Here is an 18,627-nt window from a genome sequence, read left to right on the forward strand (position 1 = left end):
CCGGTGACGGCGGCCGTTATTTGGACCTGCAGCAACGTCCTGCGTTGTACCGACCCGAAAACAAATCGATGCTTAGAAGAACGATTTTATCGCTACTGATTTTTGCGCCTCTTTACGCTTCCAATCACTCCACCCGCGCGGAGCAGAACGCATACGAATTTGCGACCTTTGGTGGCGGCTGCTACTGGTGTGTTGAGGCCGTATTCCAGCGGTTGGAGGGCGTGCAGAAGGTAGAGCCTGGTTTCATGGGAGGTAGAATCAAAAACCCCACCTATAAGCAGGTGTTGACAGGCCGGTCGGGGCACGCGGAGGTTGTTCGGATCAAATACGACCCCGCGGTTGTTTCTTACCAAACGCTACTTCAGGTGTTCTTCAGAACGCACGACCCAACCACGTTAAACCGCCAGGGGCCGGATATCGGCACTCAATACCGTAGCGTCATCTTTTGCCATAGCGACGAACAGCGTGAGACCGCGACGGAGTACAAGCGGTTGTTGATGGGAAAGAAGGTGTTTCGGTCGCGGATCGTCACGTTCATTGAGCCGGCTGACACGTTCTACCCCACTGACGCTGATCACGTCGACTATTTCAACCGTAATCAGAACAAGCCCTATTGTGTGGCTAATGTGGTCCCTAAGCTAGAGAAGCTGCGGAAGGACTTCGCCGGTCAACTCAAACCGGAATAATCCAAATAACCATGGGTTGCAACGGAGGCCGCGAGTTGATGTTCTTGAAGTGGTAAGTCGTCCGCGCGGCCCCGCTGAACCCTGCCGTTACATCCATGAGGGAGACGCTCGCTTGAGGCGACCCTATTCGATTGGTTGGGCCGTGGTGCTTGCCATCATCTTCTGTGCCCCAATTGCACTGACGCCCGCTTATGCTCGACAACTGCCTTCAGCTGATGTTCTTTCGTGGCTGCTCGTGCCAGCTTTGCTGCTCGGCGTACCGTTCTCGGCTTGGCTCCCGCACGCACGCGCCGGAACGATGGGAGATCAGTGGCGCGTGCCAAGCCACACACTGCTAATGCCGCGATGGTTGGTGTGCCTGATCGGGACGCAGATGATCGGTATTTCACTGGGTGCGTTCGCGCTCTGCGTGGTGACTGACATTCGCTACGGACTGCTGTGCGTCATGCACTCCCTTGGTACAATCACATTTATCGTATCCGCGAATCGTCGGTTTGCGCGCCACCCCAAATCCGAGTTCGTGATGCGGTCGCCGTTTCCTTTTCCACTGCGAAAACGGATGTAACCATGTGATGCAACGGAGGACGGGTGGTCAATTTTCTCGTCTGCTTGCAAGTCGTTCGCCCGTCCCCGCTGATCACTATCGTTACCCGACTGAAACCGTTCCGACTCTATACTTCGGATTCGCACTGTGCGTGACACTGCTAACCCCTACGACTCGTCAACTGTAGAATCGCCTCACAAAAGCAGTGGCGCTCAGGATGAACGCCATACTCGCACCGGATTGCTGCTAACGTTTGCCGCCATTCTGCTGATCCCAATTGTTGCTTCTTACATTTTGGTTCGGCCGGCCGTCGACCGATCCCTGCTTTCACGCATTACAACTGGTATGCCGCGCGCTCAGGTGTCAACGATTCTTGGCACTCCAAACGATACCGAAGGTCCAAGCCAATGGGAGTATTGGCGTTGGGGCAATGCCGGATGGGTTGAAATCGCATTCGATGACGCCGGCAATGTGCTTTGGGTGAACGACGAATCTGCTTTCCCGTGAGACCGATCATTGTGCCACTCAAAATCGCGGGTAACCATCGGATGCAACGGAGGACCGGTGGTCAGTTTTCACGAATGGATGCTCAACTCCCGGTCCCCGCTGATCCGTACCGTTATGCCTGCTGATGTGAATTGGCGCGAAATCATAAAACGATATCTCGAAGCTTGTCTCGAAGACCAGCAGGTTGGTGCACGCGCCGAAACTCACACTCACCGCATGTTGATGTCGTTCGGTTCACATAGGCTCGTGCGCAAGGTCAAGGAGTTGAGAGCCGATTGCGAACGGCGCTCAAGGCAACCGCTCGGTCTGATGGAAGGTTACACTTTGGTTCAGGAGTGCCGAGATTTCGTTATCGCGGAGGTTGATCGCTGTGACGACGGGCAACCGCCTTTCCAATCCAGATACCGTCTTGTACATCACGACGACGAATGGTTCTTGGATGATGTCTACTGGGCTTGCCATTGCGACAACGGTCAATGCTATTCATGCGACGATGGCAAGTGCAAACATTGCTCGGACGGTAAATGCTCGCACTGCGATGGCAAAGGGTATTGCAGATGCTGGGTTTTCTTTACACATTCGTGCATACTCTGTGATGGGTCCGGAGCATGCTTTCTTTGCCAAGGCAAGGGAACTTGCGATTCGTGCGACGGACTCGGCCGGTGCCCAAGCTGCGCCAGTAGCGATATGCCAGGTTGGACTAGCGTGTATCAGAGGCGTCTCGCTGAATCAGAACACGAGGCATAACCATCGCGTGCACACGGAGGCCCGTTGGTCAGTTTTTACAAATGGATACTCAACTCACGGGCCCCGGTGACGCGGGCCGTTCGTCGATGTAATGAAATGTCGGTTGGTCACAACGATGATGAGGTCCAACGCTTCTGAACATCTTGTTGCACATCGTTTTCGCGTTCGGATGCTTCGTGTCCGCGACTAACTTCTATTGGGCATTCCTACGGTATCCGGTACACCGAATCCGAGGAGGGACCGAAGACGACTACCGTTGGATCTCCGCGGCGCCGCTTGTCGGTTCGTTCCTGATCGTGGTGACGCTACCATTCCTCGATACATCACCGTGGATTTGGTGGCTGGGTGTCGTTTGTGCTGTGGCCGACACGGGCGGGATTCACTGGTTCGCGGTTGCGTTGGCGTGGATGGCGCTGACTGGACGATTGCGATAGAATGCGAAGTGCAACCCGTGTTCGACTTGCAGCGTAGCGGGGAGGCGACGAACCATGCCGTGCACCGGAGCGGCGGCAGCGAGTTTCCTGATGGTTAGTTTTACTCTCGCCGCCCGGTGACGGCGGACGTTACACGGGGTTGGCTCTGATCGGCATCAGGCTTTGATTTTCGTGTGCGCGGTCGGCCGGCTTCGATGGTGATTGAAGTTAGAATGCGGTGTCATGTTTGACCGTGTCGCTGAACACATTGGTCGTGCTCGGACAATAGCCGCTTTGCAATGTTGACTGAACGCAGAGACGATCACCACGTACCGACGCTTTGAATCGATTGATGCTTCAAGCTTTGACTTTGTTTGCGTCGGAACGTCGCGATCTTCAAGCCGGTTCGAGCGGTGTTTGCGCGGTCGATTCGGTGAATGTGCTACGTTGCCTGATTCGTCATGGATTCAACCGCGGTCTCGGGGCTCCCTACGCCGCCGGCCGCTGGGTGTCTTCTTTACGTGTCTGGCCGCCGGCTCCGGCAACCCCGATCCCGCCACGCTTTGGCCGACTTCGACAGGAAGAAACTCGATGCTTCAAACCGTGCGACGTTGCCGGCTTGATTCGATGTGTAACAATGCGTTCAACCGAAGCGGGGTTGAGCCGTCTTGGACGCTTCGCTGACCACGTTTCCACGCCCCCGCTCGGTTAACGCCGCCGTTACACGGGGTTGGCTCTGATCGGCATCAGGCTTTGACTTTCGGGTGCGCGGTCGGCCGACTTTGATGGTGAATGAAGATCGAATGGGGTGTCATGATTGGCTTTGTCGCGAAACACATTGGTCGTGCTCAGTCTTTCGCCGCTTCGCAATGTTGACTGAACGCAGAGACGATCACCACGTACCGACGCTTTGGCTCAGCCAATACTTCCATCCGCCAAAGTGTTTGCGTCGGAACGTCGCGATCTTCAAGCCGGTTCGAGCGTTAGTTGCGCGGTCGATTTGGTGAGCGCGTTACGTTTCCTGACCTGTCCTGCATTCAACCGCGGTCTCGGGGCACCCTACGCCGCCGGCCGCTGGATGTCTTCTTTCCGTGTCTGGCCGTCGGCTCCGGCAACCCCGATCCCGCAACGCTTTGTTCGACATCACAATGAAGAAACTCGATGCTTCAAGCCGTGCGACGTTGCCGGCTTGATTCGATGTGTAACAATGCGTTCAACCGAAGCGGGGTGAAGCCGTCTTGGACGCTTCGCTGACCACGTTTCCACGCCCCCGCTCGGTTAACGCGACCGTTATCCGACTGAATCTTGCCCGAACCCGATCCTGCATTGACTAGCCAGCCCTACCATCCACCTGCGATGCCGAACGAAGACCCGAGCGTCGACATGGACCGCACGCATAAAGCTTCGCTGCTGCCCTATGCTCAACTCGGTGTTCGCTTGCTCGGCGTGATGTTCTTCGTCGACGGCCTTAGCTCAATCTTCGGCGGTTTAATTCAGAACACGTTCCAAACACAGGCCTATGCTGAGTCGGGATACGACGTCGCGATTGACCCGCACTCAGCCGGATGGGCCGCCGGCGGACTTCCCTACTTGGTCGCTGGACTTTACCTGATGGTCGGCGGCAACTGGTTGCTTTTCGCTGTATTCACGTCGCCATCGGCATCCGAAACACAGGATGATCCCGACGACCAACTCCAACGTACCGAGTCCCATGCGGACGGATAACCATGGCGTGCACACGGAGCGGGGCTTGCGGCGGGGTTTGAAATGGACAACTTTACTCTCCCCGCCCGGTGACGCCGGACGTTATGCATCTCACTCACACTCATGCGTTTGTTGGGATCGCTAAGCGGTGAACAGCTTCTTGGGTGCGTTCCTTTTTGGCGGCTTGATGAGCCGGTCAGGATTCTTCGCGATTCAAGCGTTGGATTTTGCTGTCGGTAATTGCAAGTCGATCGTTTCCCGTACTTGCGGATGATTTTTGATGATCGCGGTTCTGACTTGCTCGCGGCTGATGGCCGGTCTGCCGTTCACTTTTTCAAATATTCGTTGTGGGGTGTGACAGAAATTGTCATCGCTTGAATGTCACGCCAAGATGGTGGAGAATGGTCGTCACAAGGACCGGGGAGGCTTGTTGTCACCCACGGTGCCGAAGGCGTTAACCACTTCAACAACTGCATAACCGTCGGTTGCAACGGAGTGGCGGTGGATGCCGGTCTTGAAATGGTTGCTCAACTCCCGCCACCCGCTGAACCGGGCCGTTATGTTTCAAGCCTCACTATCAAATGCTGACAATTCGCCCATTCGTTGAGTCTGATTGGAACGCTGTCTGGCAGATTGTCGAACCGGTCTTTCGCGCCGCCGACACTTATCCCTATCCACCCACAATCACGGAGGACGAAGCCTTCGACGTTTGGATCACCGCTCCAAAAATGACCTTCGTTGCGGAAGACGGAGGAAACGCTGCGATCCTTGGTACCTATTACATCAAACCAAACCAAGTGTCGCAGGGATCGCACGTATGCAATTGCGGCTACATCGTCGCCGATGCTGCACGCGGGCGCGGAGTCGCGTCTCAAATGTGCGAGCATTCACAGCAAGAAGCAGTCCGCCAAGGATTCCGCGCTATGCAATACAATCTTGTCGTAGCAACAAACAAAGGTGCAGTCCGTTTGTGGCAAAAGATGGGATTCCAGATCGCTGGCACACTTGCCGGAGCGTTCAAGCATCCAGCACTCGGCTACGTAGATGCACACGTCATGTATAAAACATTAGAAACATAACCAGTCCGTGAACCGGAGCGGCGAAGTCGATCGGTTTTGAAATGGACAGCCTTTCGTCGCCGCCCGGTTACGGCGGTCGTTCTGCCATATTGATCGCGAACTAGCTGTTAGCGGGCTCGATTCCGCTTCGGCGGCGGTTTCAGTGATGGCACAGAGCGTATCGAATTTAAAACTTTCGTCTCGTATAGTGTCGTCCAGCCTCATGAGAACCACTAAAGCAACTGGAGCAATAAGACATGAGCGATCAACCTTCTCGAGTGGAAATCCTAAAGCGCAGTTGGCCCTTCATGCTCGGATGCACCGTCATCTGTGTTGTTATCCGCGGTTTAGTCGCGGGGTCTAATGGAAGCGGGATCGGGGCCGGAATTGGTCCTGGACTTGGCCTAATCGTCGGTGGTGTTGTCGGCAAACTGCGCGATTAGGAAGATCGCCCTCGAGCACTACAGCAGGCAGAACCATGCGATGGACGCGGAGCCGCCGAGCTAAGTTTTTCGAATGGGATGATCGGTCGCGGCGGCCCGGTCATCGCAACCGTTCTGCCTATACGTTATTGCGCACCCGATTGCATTGCGAATCTTTCCTGACTGAACTCGATGCGTTCTAAAGCCAAAATCGTTTGTTGCCTCCTGCTGACTGCGATTGTGTTGCACACGTGTATCCGCATCGAGGTGCTCAACGCCCGCAATGGACACTTCCTCCCACGGGCACACCCGGCAGCTGGAAATCCAAAATGGCGTGTTGTCGCACCGACACTGCTCGCCAGATCACTGGAACGAACCATCGCAATTGATCGTTTGACTTCGCATGTCTCTCAACATCCAAATTATCCTGAGCCCGGAATCGAGGAATTCATCGGTCCGCCATACACGGATGCGGAACAGGCATTGATTGACACCGAAATTGCCCGCAATAAGCTCAGTTTTCAACTCCGTGATTGGGTCAGCGGCATGGGGTTGCTTCAATACATTCTTGCGCCGGTCGCATTGCTATCGTCACTTGTACTAATGCGCGGCACTGAGAATCTTGCCGTGCGGTTTGCATCGGTCGCTTGTGCGGTATCAAATGTGACTTCGATGTACTTGATGTTCCATCGTGGCTACTTCACAAGCCTGGGTTGGTGACGCAAGAAAGGCAGAACCAAGCGATGGACACGGAGCCGCCGACAGCGCGTTTTGAAATGGATGATCGTTCGCGGCGGCCCGGTCATCGCAACCGTTATCCGACTGGCGTGACACGAAGGTGTTGTCCACAAACCGCAATCGCAATTGCACCGTCAAGCGGAAGTGTTAGAATTGGGGAATGGAGACTCAAACATGACCGTTGAGCAAGCAATTAGCGATATTTCTGCCCTGCCACCGAGCGACCAACTTCGTATCGTGCAAGCAATCTGGGATCAACTGCCAAGCGGTGTTGGTACTGAATTGACCGATTTGCAACGTGCCGAACTGGACCGTCGCTGGGCAGAGTACAAGGCAGATCCCTCGACCGCCCTTAGCGAGGATGATTTTCGACAGCGCATTCGTGTGGCCCGTGGTCGATGAAGGCACGGCTAACGGCACATACCGAAATTGATCTGTTGCGTGGCATTGATTGGTTTGAGAGCATTTCAGTTGGTCTCGGTGAAAAGTTCGAGGCAGAATTTTACCTTGCTCTGGAACGGATTAAGGCAAATCCGGAGTTGTTCGCCGCAGACAATACGGGCTACCGGCCTTGTCGACTCAAGCGATTTACCGCTGTATTGTATTTCCGTATCGACGAACCGTTCGTTGTGATTGTCGGGCTTTTCACTAGCGGCCAGGACGAAAGCGATCTTCAGAATCGCGGATAACCGTCGGTTGCAACGGAGTGGCGGTGGTCGCCGCTCTCGAAATGGTTGCTCAACACCCGCCACCCGCTGAACCGGGCCGTTATCCGACTTAGACATTCGCAACGTTCTATGGTCTACCCAAATCGACCTCTTCTTTCCCTACCCAGGATTTCGCATCATGACTGAAACCGAAATGTCTGCACTCCGCGAGTCGCAGTTCCTTGCATTCACTGATCCGCGTTGTAGAAGTGCTGTTGCAAACTGGCAGAAGGTTCTTGAGCGTACTCCGAACGGATGGCTTCTCTATCGTGTTGGTAATGACAAAGCGGTCGGCCACACCGACGATCCAAATTGGCAAGACGAACCGTGGACCGTCGTTCATGGTCTTTCAACGGAGGATCCGTACGATCAGGCGTATTGCCCGACCCTTCAGGACGCTGTGGACGAACTGTTGAACGGTTGATACATAGTAGTGCCTGCCGACCCGGAAGCCATGCTCGAATCCTGCTGGCGGAATTCCTTCGTTGTTTTCCGCGTACGCAGTTTGCCCTGCGATGAAACAATACGGCGGATAACCATGCGATGCACCGGAGACGCGTGTCAGGCGTTTTGGCAGTGGTTGAGTCTTTCGACGCGACCCGGTGATCGCTACCGTTACACGGGGTTGGCTCTGATCGGCATCAAGCTTTGATTTTCGGATGCGCGGTCGGCCGGCTTCGATGGTGATTGAAGTTAGAATGCGGTGTCATGTTTGACCGTGTCGCTGAACACATTGGTCGTGCTCGGACAATAGCCGCTTTGCAATGTTGACTGAACGCAGAGACGATCACCACGTACCGACGCTTTGAATCGATTGATGCTTCAAGCTTTGACTTTGTTTGCGTCGGAACGTCGCGATCTTCAAGCCGGTTCGAGCGGTGTTTGCGCGGTCGATTTGGTGAATGTGCTACGTTGCCTGATTCGTCATGGATTCAACCGCGGTCTCGGGGCTCCCTACGCCGCCGGCCGCTGGGTGTCTTCTTTACGTGTCTGGCCGCCGGCTCCGGCAACCCCGATCCCGCAACGCTTTGGCCGACTTCGACAGGAAGAAACTCGATGCTTCAAACCGTGCGACGTTGCCGGCTTGATTCGATGTGTAACAATGCGTTCAACCGAAGCGGGGTTGAGCCGTCTTGGACGCTTCGCTGACCACGTTTCCACGCCCCCGCTCGGTTAACGCCGCCGTTCGCCGACTGAAGACTGCGCTTTACCTGCTTTGCAACGCAATCTGGTCGATCTCCTGCCCACCACGGATGACTCGCGCGATGTCGATTGTTTCCGCCGTCACGAAATAGAGAACTACATAGTTGCCGAAACCGTTCACTAACTTGGCACGAAGCCCTTCGGCTTCTGGGCGTGTAGTTGGCACCGCACCACCGGCTTCCGGAAACTGACACAACATATCAACAGTCGCTTCGATCGCATCAAGAAAACGCAGGGCTGAATCGAGATTCGACTCGGCAATGTCGCTCGAGTGTCCCGCAATGTCGTCCATGGCAAGCCGCCTGCGGTGCGGCACTTTGCGTCCAGGCATTCAACTTCCGTGCTTTGACTTCAACTCTGTACGAATGGCTTCGATTTCATTTCCATTCCATGGCTCACTTGGGCCGCTCTGCAACCCTTCAACCGCGAGCTTCTCTACTTCGGTCTGACGCTCAGATATTCGCAAGATGAATTCTGATACGAATTCGCTGACGTCTTCGTAGCCGCTGATTTTCGCGCGTTCCGCGATCGCCGACATTATCGGCTCGGGTACATTAACACTAATCGTAGACATTTCCGGCTCCCAAGAAACTTGAACCCCTGCATTCTACACCAGGGCGGACCTTGCGACAGGCTCGATCTCTTCCTCGATTCAAATTTGCGGCGAACCATGCGATGATACGGAGCGGCGGTGGTCGCCGTTTTGGCAATGGCTGAGTCTCTCGCCGCCGCCCGCATATCGCTACCGTTCGCCGACTTGAGAGTTGCGCCAAACACAAATCTGCTTCGGCTACGATTGGCAAAAGACAGCGTTTCATCTTTGCTCCGGCTCCCCTGAACAATGCACATTAGAACTGCCCTTCGATCGTACGGTGACGCTTGGCGGACGACGTTTCACTTCATTGCGTTTTGAATCGTTTTCTCCATCTTGACGTTACCATTTCGACTGTTGGAAATCGTCACCGGACCGGAACCCAGTTGGCACATTGCTGTGCCGCTTATTTTTGCTTTGGTGGTTTACCTTCCGTTTTCCGTAGCTTGGGCGTCACGACTCACTGGTGTTCGTCCACGTACGCCCGAAGAGCAGGAGGAGCACCACAGGAAGATCGTTGATGAAAAGAATGCTCAATTGCGTCGGGAGAGCTCGCGTGAACCGATCGTGGATTGAACAATGTGCCCTCAACGCAACGAAAACATTGCGGCGAACCATGCCGTGCACCGGAGCGGCGTCGTCGCGTTTTCTGATGGTCAACTCTACTCTCGCCGCCCGGTGACGGCGGCCGTTACACGGGGTCGGCTCTGATCGGCATCAGGCTTTGATTTTCGTGTGCGCGGTCGGCCGGCTTCGATGGTGATTGAAGTTAGAATGCGGTGTCATGTTTGACCGTGTCGCTGAACACATTGGTCGTGCTCGGACAATAGCCGCTTTGCAATGTTGACTGAACGCAGAGACGATCACCACGTACCGACGCTTTGAATCGATTGATGCTTCAAGCTTTGACTTTGTTTGCGTCGGAACGTCGCGATCTTCAAGCCGGTTCGAGCGTTGTTTGCGCGGTCGATGTGGTGAATGTGCTACGTTGCTTGACTCGTCTGGAATTCAGTCGCGGTCTCGGGTCTCCCTTCGCCGCCGGCCGCTGGATGTCTTCCTTTCGTGTCTGGCCACCGGCTTCGGCAACCCCGATCCCGCCACGCTTTGGCCGACATCACAGTGAAGAAACTCGATGCTTCAGGCCGTGCGACGTTGCCGGCTTGGTTCGATGTGTAACAATGCGTTCAACCGAAGCGGGGTGAAGCCGTCTTGGACGCTTCGCTGACCACGTTTCCACGCCCCCGCTCGGTTAACGCCTCCGTTACACGGGGTTGGCTCTGATCGGCATCAGGCTTTGACTTTCGGGTGCGCGGTCGGCCGACTTTGATGGTGAATGAAGATCGAATGGGGTGTCATGATTGGCTTTGTCGCGAAACACATTGGTCGTGCTCAGTCTTTCGCCGCTTCGCAATGTTGACTGAACGCAGAGACGATCACCACGTACCGACGCTTTGGCTCAGCCAATACTTCCATCCGCCAAAGTGTTTGCGTCGGAACGTCGCGATCTTCAAGCCGGTTCGAGCGTTAGTTGCGCGGTCGATTTGGTGAGCGCGTTACGTTTCCTGACCTGTCCTGCATTCAACCGCGGTCTCGGGGCACCCTGCGCCGCCGACCGCTGGATGTCTTCTTTCCGTGTCTGGCCGTCGGCTTCGGCACCCCCGATCCCGCCACGCTTTGTTCGACATCACAATGAAGAAACTCGATGCTTCAAGCCTTGCGACGTTGCCGGCTTGATTCGATGTGTAACAATGCGTTCAACCGAAGCGGGGTTGAGCCGTCTTGGACGCTTCGCTGACCACGTTCCCACGCCCCCGCTCGGTTAACGCGACCGTTATCCGACTGACGCGTCCAACATTACTCTCCCAATTGAAAATCCAATGCGACCTAACTCCGACATGTCCCGCCGCCCGGATTCACCGACCGCTCGGATTCGAGACGCTGGGCAAGGGCGGTGGGCAATGCTGATGGTCGCGTTGATCGGCATGGTGCTCGTTGTGCTTGGTCTGATTCAAGCCTTAGACACTGCGGGCGATTCATCAATTCTGTACCGAGGATGGTCCACCATCGTATTTGGGATCTCGATCGTGATCCTTTCGCATTCGACCGGTCGACTCATTCCGAATCGCTAGCCGTCCATTTACAACCCGCGTACAGAACGCATGTTCTAGGTGCAGCCGATACGTGTGAAGTCACTACGGCGGATAACCATCGGTTGCAACGGAGGCCGCGAGTTACTGTTTTCAAGTGGTAAGTCGTTCGCGCGGCCCCGCTGAACCGTGCCGTTACCCGACTGAAGTATGGACGACTGGCTCGAACTCGAACGCTTGCACTTTGCCGCCGGTGACGGCGACCTTGCCGCAGTTCAATCGCTTTTGGCTGACGGTCGAGACGTGAACGCAAAAGACTCTGATCTCGCGCTAACTCCATTGCACTACGCCGCTGCCGGCGAACACGTTGACATCGTGCGGTTCCTGATTGCAAACGGAGCCGATGTAAATGCGATTGACGAGGCGACCGCTGGTGACACACCACTCGGACATGTTGCCCAGGAATGCTCTCTCTCGATGGCAAAGACTCTGCTCGATTCCGGGGCGAACCCGCTGATTCCAGGGGGGATGCAACTTACACCACTTCACCGAGCAGAACGTCGGAAACGTCCCGATGGTCGCCAAGTCTACGATCTATTGCTTGATGTGGCCCGCACTCGATTCCACTACCATGGGGGCGGGTAACCATGCGATGATACGGAGCGGCGGTGGTCACCGTTTTCGCGATGACTAAATCACTCGCCGCCGCCCGCATATCGCTACCGTTATCCGACTGAAGTGCAATGTACGAATCTTGTATCACCATTGAACGTCCGGTCGACAATCGCCGTTTCTACATAGCGATTGTGGTTTCCGCATGCACGGTTATCGCGTACTTCATTCTTGCCGCATCCAATTCCGAGCGGTGGATGCTATACCCGCTGGGGATTTTCCACCTTGTTGGCTTACTAGTCATTCTCTGCCGTCGTCCCAGTGCGTCAGTTGTTGTCGAACGGGACTCGATCGCATGGCGTGGTGACGGTCTTTTTTGGCCCACCTCCAATCTTGTTTCGTTTATCGAGATAGACTCTGTTGAATTGCTTGAAAGCGGATCTCGCTCTAAAATACTATTGCATAACCGATATTCTGGACCATGCACCATTGCGGACAACTTCTTTACCGATGGCTCGTCCGTTCTGTCGGCTATTCGTCATTTCCGACCCGACTTGCCGATCTCCACGACGGCGGATAACCATCGGATGCACCGGAGTGGCGGTGGCTAGCGTTTTGGCATTGGCCGAGTCTTTCGCCGCCACCCGGTGATCCGTAGCGTTCTGCGACAGGAAGCGAACCTTTGAGTCTGTTTTAGTGTCTCAACAAACATGGAACGCAACGACTCCAACGAAATTAAGGTTAGATTAGAACCGAACTTATCATCAGCAGATTTCGTTGACGTACTTAAACGTTCGACGCTCGCTGAACGTCGTCCAGTCAATGATGCGAACGTCGTTGCTGGTATGCTCAAGCAGGCCGACCTGATCGCAACGGCTCGAGCCTCCAGTGGATTGTTGGTTGGCGTGGCTCGGTCGATCACCGACTTCCACTACTGTACTTATCTGTCGGATTTGGCGGTCGACGTATCGTTTCAGCGTCGCGGGATTGGCAAGCAATTGATCGATTTCACTCACGAAAAGGCGGGCCGGCAGACCACCCTTATTCTTTTGGCTGCACCTGCGGCGGCAACGTACTATCCACACATTGGATTGACTTCTCATGACTCTTGCTGGATCATGAAGCACGAACCGGGTGTCGAGGTGTCCACCAAAGAATTGTCGCAGAACAAAGGGTTGGACGCGGAGGCCTCGAAAGCGTCTTTTTCAGATGGTTAATCTTTCGCTCGGCCCCGGTCAACCCTGCCGTTCGCCGACATCAATTTGCGGCAAAAGACCGTGATGAATTACACACAGCACTACATCATCGACCGTCACGAGAAGACGCTGTTTGTTCCGTGGGCGTTTCTGCTAACGTTGGGCGGTTGCTGGGCCGTATCGGTCCCACCAGATGCGAATCGCACCTTGCTTACCAACGTGTTGTGGTGGTTTCATCTAGCCGTTGTTGCCATCCCGCTTTCCGCGTTCGTGATAGCCAAGCTTGTTGGTCTATCGGCGGTTCATTTGATTACTGGTAGCTGGCTGGTCGTTGTATTGCTCTATACACTCGGCGTGATCTATTTGATAGCCGGATGGCGGCGAGTGTCTTTCCGCGATACCGTCCAATACATGTACGTCATGGGCGACAACGGTAGCGTCTCGCTTTTGCGTCAAGTATTGTTTGGATTGTTCGCAATTGCGTTGGTTCTTCTGTTTCGGTTGACGGAACACTTCGTGATTGCGTTCTGTGCAATCGCACTGGTCAATTCCGCGCTGGCTGCAATCGTGCTACTTCGCCGATCTCATGTGTCTGCGTAGGGCCATCGGTACGACGAGACGGGACCTGGCGGGGTGGCGAACCATGCCGTGCACCGGAGCGGCGTCAAAGCGTTTTCTGATGGTTAGTTTTTCTCTCGCCGCCCGGTGACGGCGGACGTTATCCGACAAACGTAGCATCCTATCCAAGGAGACATTCATGGGATATTCGCACAGCTTCTTTGCCCTCGAGGTTGCCGAAGTGAAGGCGCTCTACGGTTCGAAGAACAACGCCCTGCTAGAAGGTATCCTCAAATCGCAGGCAGAAGACATCGAGGATAACGACGCGTTTTTTGAAGACGAGATCGAGGACGGCGACTTACCAGACACAGCCACAGCACTTCGCGAGATCTTTGAGGGCAACGCTCGACCAAGCGCGGAAGGGGCGATGTACGGTTACGCACTCCAAATGATCTGTAGACACATGGGACAAGAGGTTGAGGGAGGCGAGTACGGCGTTGCTGACGTGACTGATCACCCTTACGATTCGCTGCTTGTGAAATCTGGTATCCCGATCCCGATTCCAGAGCCGAGTGATTTCCCAATGATTGGGTACTTGGATTTCAACCAACTTGATGACGAAATCGCTATGGCCAGAGCAGATCATGAAAAGGTCGGTAGCGACTCTGCGGAAGCAATGTCCGCGATTCGCGGATTGATGAACGCCGTCGGATTTGGACTGAAACCTGGTGGAATCAACGCAGAGGAGATTCAAGAAGACATTGATGCCTACGTCGAGACACTTGAGGCTGCCAAGAAACTCGGTAAAGGTGTCATTTCATTTCGCCACTGACCAACGCAAATGTCGGATAACCAAGCGATGGACGCGGAGCCGCCGACAGCGCGTTTTGAAATGGATGATCGATGACGGCGGCCCGGTCATCGCCGCCGTTACACGGGGTTGGCTCTGATCGGCATCAGGCTTTGGCTTTCGGGTGCGCGGTCGGCCGACTTTGATAGTTAATCAAGATCGATTGCGGTGTCATGATTGGCTGTGTCGCGAAACACATTGGTCGTGCTCAGTCTTTCGCCGCTTCGCAACGTTGACTGAATGCTGAGACGATCACCACGTACCGACGCATTGAATCGATTGATGCTTCCATCCGCCAAAGTATTTGCGTCGGAACGTCGCGATCTTCAAGCCGGTTCAAGCGTTGTTGGCGCGGTCGATTTGGTGAACGTGCTACGTTGCCTGACTCGTCTGGAATTCCATCGCGGTCTCGGGGCTCCCTACGCCGCCGGCCGCTGGATGTCTTCTCTACGTGTCTGGCCGCCGGCTCCGGCAACCCCGATCCCGCCACGCTTTGGTCGACATCACAAAGAAAAAACTCGATGCTTCAAGCCGTTCGACGTTGCCGGCTTGATTCGATGTGTAACAATGCGTTCAACCGAAGCGGGGTTGAGCCGTCTTGGACGCTTCGCTGACCACGTTCCCACGCCCCCGCTCGGTTAACGCCGCCGTTACACGGGGTTGGCTCTGATCGGCATCAGGCTTTGACTTTCGGGTGCGCGGTCGGCCGACTTTGATGGTGAATGAAGATCGAATGGGGTGTCATGATTGGCTTTGTCGCGAAACACATTGGTCGTGCTCAGTCTTTCGCCGCTTCGCAATGTTGACTGAACGCAGAGACGATCACCACGTACCGACGCTTTGGCTCAGCCAATACTTCCATCCGCCAAAGTGTTTGCGTCGGAACGTCGCGATCTTCAAGCCGGTTCGAGCGTTAGTTGCGCGGTCGATTTGGTGAGCGCGTTACGTTTCCTGACCTGTCCTGCATTCAACCGCGGTCTCGGGGCACCCTGCGCCGCCGACCGCTGGATGTCTTCTTTCCGTGTCTGGCCGTCGGCTTCGGCACCCCCGATCCCGCCACGCTTTGTTCGACATCACAATGAAGAAACTCGATGCTTCAAGCCTTGCGACGTTGCCGGCTTGATTCGATGTGTAACAATGCGTTCAACCGAAGCGGGGTTGAGCCGTCTTGGACGCTTCGCTGACCACGTTCCCACGCCCCCGCTCGGTTAACGCGACCGTTACACGGTGTTGGCTCTGATCGGCATCAAGCTTTGATGTTCGTTTGCGCGGTCGGCCGGCTTTGGTGGTGAATCAAGATCGAATGCGGTGAGATGCGTGGCTTTGTCGTGAAACGCTTTGGCCGTGATCGGTCGATGTCCGCATCACAATGTTGACTCAATGCAGAGACGATCACCACGTACCGACGCTTTGAATCAACTGACACTTCAAGCCGGCAAAGTCTTTGCGTCGGAACGTCGCGATCTTCAAGCCGGTTCGAGCGTTGTTTGCGCGGTCAATTTGGTGAATGTGCTACGTTGCCTGACTCTTCCTGAATTCCACCGCGGTCTCGGGGCTCCCTACGCCGGTGGCCGCTGGATGTCTTCTTTTCGTGTCTGGCCGCCGGCTTCGGCACCCCCGATCCCGCAATGCTTTGTTCGACATCACAATGAAGAAACTCGATGCTTCAAGCCGAGCGACGTTGCCGGCTTGATTCGATGTGTAACAATGCGTTCAACCGAAGCGGGGTTGAGCCGTCTTGGACGCTTCGCTGACCACGTTTCCACGCCCCCGCTCGGTTAACGCCGCCGTTCGCCGACAGAAATTGACCTATGGCTGATCCCTATCAACCTCCTCCGTATGACGCCGAACGATCGCAAGCGCCAAGCGTAACACCGTCACCGATTCTGCACGGTCTGATCTACACTTTACTTTTCCCGGTGGCCGCCGCATACACGATCATCGCAAGATCAATTGCTGGCCCCGGCTATACAACCGCGCCGAACCAGGGTGCAATGGTATTATTCTTTCTGTTTTGTCTCGCATGGCCAATTGTGGCTATCGTCGTAATTGGCATCATTCGTCGCTTCAGCGGCGTTCGTGGACTTGCAGCGTCTGCTGTTGGTGTACTTTCCTGGCTATGTAGCTGCTACATTCCTTTCTGGATCGGCATGGATTGAGATGTTCTCGTCAGGTTCTCAGCCTCCGATTGCCAAATTGCGGCGAACCATGACATGCACTGGAGGACGGCTTGCGACGTTTGCTCGGATCGACAATCAACTCTCCGTCCCCAGTGATGTCCGCCGTTACACGGGGTTGGCTCTGATCGGCATCAAGCTTTGATGTTCGTTTGCGCGGTCGGCCGGCTTTGATGATGAATCGAGATCGATTGCGGTGTCATGTATGACTACGTTTCCGAACGCATTGGTCGTGCTCGGACAATAGCCGCTTCGCAATGTTGACTGAATGCAGAGACGATCACCACGTACCGACGCTTTGAATCAATTGATGCTTCAAGCCGTGAGTCTGTTTGCGTCGGAACGTCGCGATCTTCAAGCCGGTTCAAGCGTTGTTGGCGCGTTCGATTTGGTGAATGTGCTACGTTGTTTGACTCGACCTGAATTCCACCGCGGTCTCGGGGCACCCTTCGCCGGCGGCCGCTGGATGTCCTCTTTGCGTGACTGGCCGTCGGCTCCGGCAACCCCGATCCCGCAACGCTTTGGCCGACTTCGACAGGAAGAAACTCGATGCTTCAAGCCGTGCGACGTTGCCGGCTTGATTCGATGTGTAACAATGCGTTCAACCGAAGCGGGGTTGTGCCGTCTTGGACGCTTCGCTGACCACGTTCCCACGCCCCCGCTCGGTTAACGCGACCGTTACACGGGGTTGGCTCTGATCGGCATCAAGCTTTGATTTTCGGATGCGCGGTCGGCCGGCTTTGATGGTGAATCAAGATCGGACGCGGTGTCATGTTTGGCAACGTCGCCGAACACATTGGCCGTGCTCGGTCGACGCCCGCATCGCAATGTTGACTGAACGCAGAGACGATCACCACGTACCGACGCTTTCAATCGATTGATGCTCCAAGCTGTGAATCTGTTTTCGTCGGAACGTCGCGATCTTCAAGCCGGTTCGAGCGTTGGTTGCGCGGTCGATTTGGTGAATGTGTTACGTTGCTTGGCTCGTCCTGGATTCCACCGCGGTCTCGGGGCACCCTTCGCCGCCGGCCGCTGGATGTCTTCTTTGCGTGTCTGGCCGTCGGCTTCGGCAACCCCGATCCCGCCACGCTTTGGTCGACATCACAAAGGAGAAACTCGATGCTTCAAGCCGTTCGACGTTGCCGGCTTGATTCGATGTGTAACAATGCGTTCAACCGAAGCGGGGTTGAGCCGCTTTTGGACGCTTCGCTGATCACGTTTCCACGCCCCCGCTCGGTTAACGCGACCGTTACACGGGGTTGGCTCTGATCGGCATCAGGCTTTGGCTTTCGGGTGCGCGGTCGGCCGACTTTGATAGTTAATCAAGATCGATTGCGGTGTCATGATTGGCTGTGTCGCGAAACACATTGGTCGTGCTCAGTCTTTCGCCGCTTCGCAACGTTGACTGAATGCTGAGACGATCACCACGTACCGACGCATTGAATCGATTGATGCTTCCATCCGCCAAAGTATTTGCGTCGGAACGTCGCGATCTTCAAGCCGGTTCAAGCGTTGTTGCCGCGGTCGATTTGGTGAATGTGCTACGTTGCTTGACTCGTCTGGAATTCCACCGCGGTCTCGGGGCACCCTACGCCGCCGGCCGCTGGATGTCTTCTTTCCGTGTCTGGCCGTCGGCTCCGGCAACCCCGATCCCGCAACGCTTTGTTCGACATCACAATGAAGAAACTCGATGCGTCAAGCCGTGCGACGTTGCCGGCTTGATTCGATGTGTAACAATGCGTTCAACCGAAGCGGGGTTAAGCCGTCTTGGACGCTTCGCTGACCACGTTTCCACGCCCCCGCTCGGTTAACGCGACCGTTCGCTG

General features: G+C 55.3%; 18 protein-coding genes. 16 read left to right on the top strand and 2 right to left on the bottom strand.

Going from position 1 to position 18,627, the window contains the following annotated elements; genetic code table 11:
• Window positions 1-44 precede the first annotated feature (44 nt).
• The 9 genes from msrA to Mal65_RS00865 all read left to right on the top strand — a co-directional run bounded on the left by msrA (window position 45) and on the right by Mal65_RS00865 (window position 7,950).
• The gene (gene msrA, locus Mal65_RS00825; protein WP_231131255.1) at window positions 45-686 is read left to right on the top strand and encodes a peptide-methionine (S)-S-oxide reductase MsrA; all 642 of its coding nucleotides are present in this window, start codon (window positions 45-47) and stop codon (window positions 684-686) included.
• 145 nt (window positions 687-831) lie between these two features.
• Window positions 832-1,251, top strand: coding sequence for a hypothetical protein (locus tag Mal65_RS00830; RefSeq protein WP_165700990.1), 420 nt, complete (start codon window positions 832-834; stop codon window positions 1,249-1,251).
• Between the two features lie 126 nt (window positions 1,252-1,377).
• Window positions 1,378-1,737 (top strand): outer membrane protein assembly factor BamE domain-containing protein, encoded by a 360-nt coding sequence (bamE, locus tag Mal65_RS00835; RefSeq protein WP_145292785.1) that lies wholly within the window; start codon window positions 1,378-1,380, stop codon window positions 1,735-1,737.
• A 2,516-nt stretch (window positions 1,738-4,253) separates the two neighbouring features.
• Window positions 4,254-4,622, top strand: a complete 369-nt coding sequence (locus tag Mal65_RS00840) for a hypothetical protein (protein WP_008673461.1) — start codon at window positions 4,254-4,256, stop codon at window positions 4,620-4,622.
• A gap of 560 nt (window positions 4,623-5,182) precedes the next feature.
• A complete protein-coding gene (locus Mal65_RS00845) occupies window positions 5,183-5,680 on the top strand; it encodes a GNAT family N-acetyltransferase (RefSeq protein ID WP_145292787.1) in 498 nt (165 codons plus the stop codon).
• 593 nt (window positions 5,681-6,273) lie between these two features.
• The gene (locus tag Mal65_RS00850) at window positions 6,274-6,801 is read left to right on the top strand and encodes a hypothetical protein (RefSeq protein ID WP_145292789.1); all 528 of its coding nucleotides are present in this window, start codon (window positions 6,274-6,276) and stop codon (window positions 6,799-6,801) included.
• Window positions 6,802-6,993: 192 nt separating this feature from the next.
• Window positions 6,994-7,221, top strand: coding sequence for an addiction module protein (locus tag Mal65_RS00855; protein WP_145292791.1), 228 nt, complete (start codon window positions 6,994-6,996; stop codon window positions 7,219-7,221).
• A complete protein-coding gene (locus Mal65_RS00860; RefSeq protein ID WP_145292793.1) occupies window positions 7,218-7,508 on the top strand; it encodes a type II toxin-antitoxin system RelE/ParE family toxin in 291 nt (96 codons plus the stop codon). The genes Mal65_RS00855 and Mal65_RS00860 overlap by 4 nt, the downstream gene beginning before the upstream one ends.
• 157 nt (window positions 7,509-7,665) lie before the next feature.
• Window positions 7,666-7,950 (top strand): hypothetical protein, encoded by a 285-nt coding sequence (locus tag Mal65_RS00865; protein WP_145292795.1) that lies wholly within the window; start codon window positions 7,666-7,668, stop codon window positions 7,948-7,950.
• Window positions 7,951-8,733: 783 nt separating this feature from the next.
• Here Mal65_RS00865 and Mal65_RS00870 read toward each other — a convergent pair.
• Window positions 8,734-9,060 carry a type II toxin-antitoxin system RelE/ParE family toxin gene (locus tag Mal65_RS00870; RefSeq protein ID WP_145292797.1) on the bottom strand — a complete coding sequence of 109 codons (327 nt, stop codon included), beginning with the start codon at window positions 9,058-9,060 and terminating at the stop codon, window positions 8,734-8,736.
• On the bottom strand, window positions 9,061-9,303 hold the full coding sequence (locus tag Mal65_RS00875; protein ID WP_145292799.1) for a ribbon-helix-helix domain-containing protein: 243 nt from the start codon (window positions 9,301-9,303) through the stop codon (window positions 9,061-9,063).
• Between the two features lie 375 nt (window positions 9,304-9,678).
• Between Mal65_RS00875 and Mal65_RS00880 the strand changes: the two genes are divergently transcribed.
• The 7 genes from Mal65_RS00880 to Mal65_RS00910 all read left to right on the top strand — a co-directional run bounded on the left by Mal65_RS00880 (window position 9,679) and on the right by Mal65_RS00910 (window position 16,783).
• Window positions 9,679-9,897, top strand: a complete 219-nt coding sequence (locus Mal65_RS00880) for a hypothetical protein (RefSeq protein ID WP_196784471.1) — start codon at window positions 9,679-9,681, stop codon at window positions 9,895-9,897.
• 1,721 nt (window positions 9,898-11,618) lie between these two features.
• A complete protein-coding gene (locus tag Mal65_RS00885; RefSeq protein ID WP_145292801.1) occupies window positions 11,619-12,053 on the top strand; it encodes an ankyrin repeat domain-containing protein in 435 nt (144 codons plus the stop codon).
• 98 nt (window positions 12,054-12,151) lie between these two features.
• Window positions 12,152-12,631 carry a hypothetical protein gene (locus Mal65_RS00890; protein WP_145292804.1) on the top strand — a complete coding sequence of 160 codons (480 nt, stop codon included), beginning with the start codon at window positions 12,152-12,154 and terminating at the stop codon, window positions 12,629-12,631.
• 99 nt (window positions 12,632-12,730) lie between these two features.
• Window positions 12,731-13,237, top strand: coding sequence for a GNAT family N-acetyltransferase (locus Mal65_RS00895; protein ID WP_145292806.1), 507 nt, complete (start codon window positions 12,731-12,733; stop codon window positions 13,235-13,237).
• A gap of 63 nt (window positions 13,238-13,300) precedes the next feature.
• Entirely contained in the window at window positions 13,301-13,816 is a 516-nt protein-coding gene (locus Mal65_RS00900; RefSeq protein ID WP_145292808.1) for a hypothetical protein, read from the top strand.
• A 157-nt stretch (window positions 13,817-13,973) separates the two neighbouring features.
• Window positions 13,974-14,606, top strand: a complete 633-nt coding sequence (locus Mal65_RS00905) for a DUF7691 family protein (RefSeq protein WP_145292810.1) — start codon at window positions 13,974-13,976, stop codon at window positions 14,604-14,606.
• A 1,829-nt stretch (window positions 14,607-16,435) separates the two neighbouring features.
• Entirely contained in the window at window positions 16,436-16,783 is a 348-nt protein-coding gene (locus Mal65_RS00910; protein ID WP_145292812.1) for a hypothetical protein, read from the top strand.
• Window positions 16,784-18,627 lie beyond the last annotated feature (1,844 nt).

This window comes from Crateriforma conspicua, from assembly GCF_007752935.1.
GTDB classification, from domain to species: Bacteria; Planctomycetota; Planctomycetia; order Pirellulales; family Pirellulaceae; genus Crateriforma; species Crateriforma conspicua.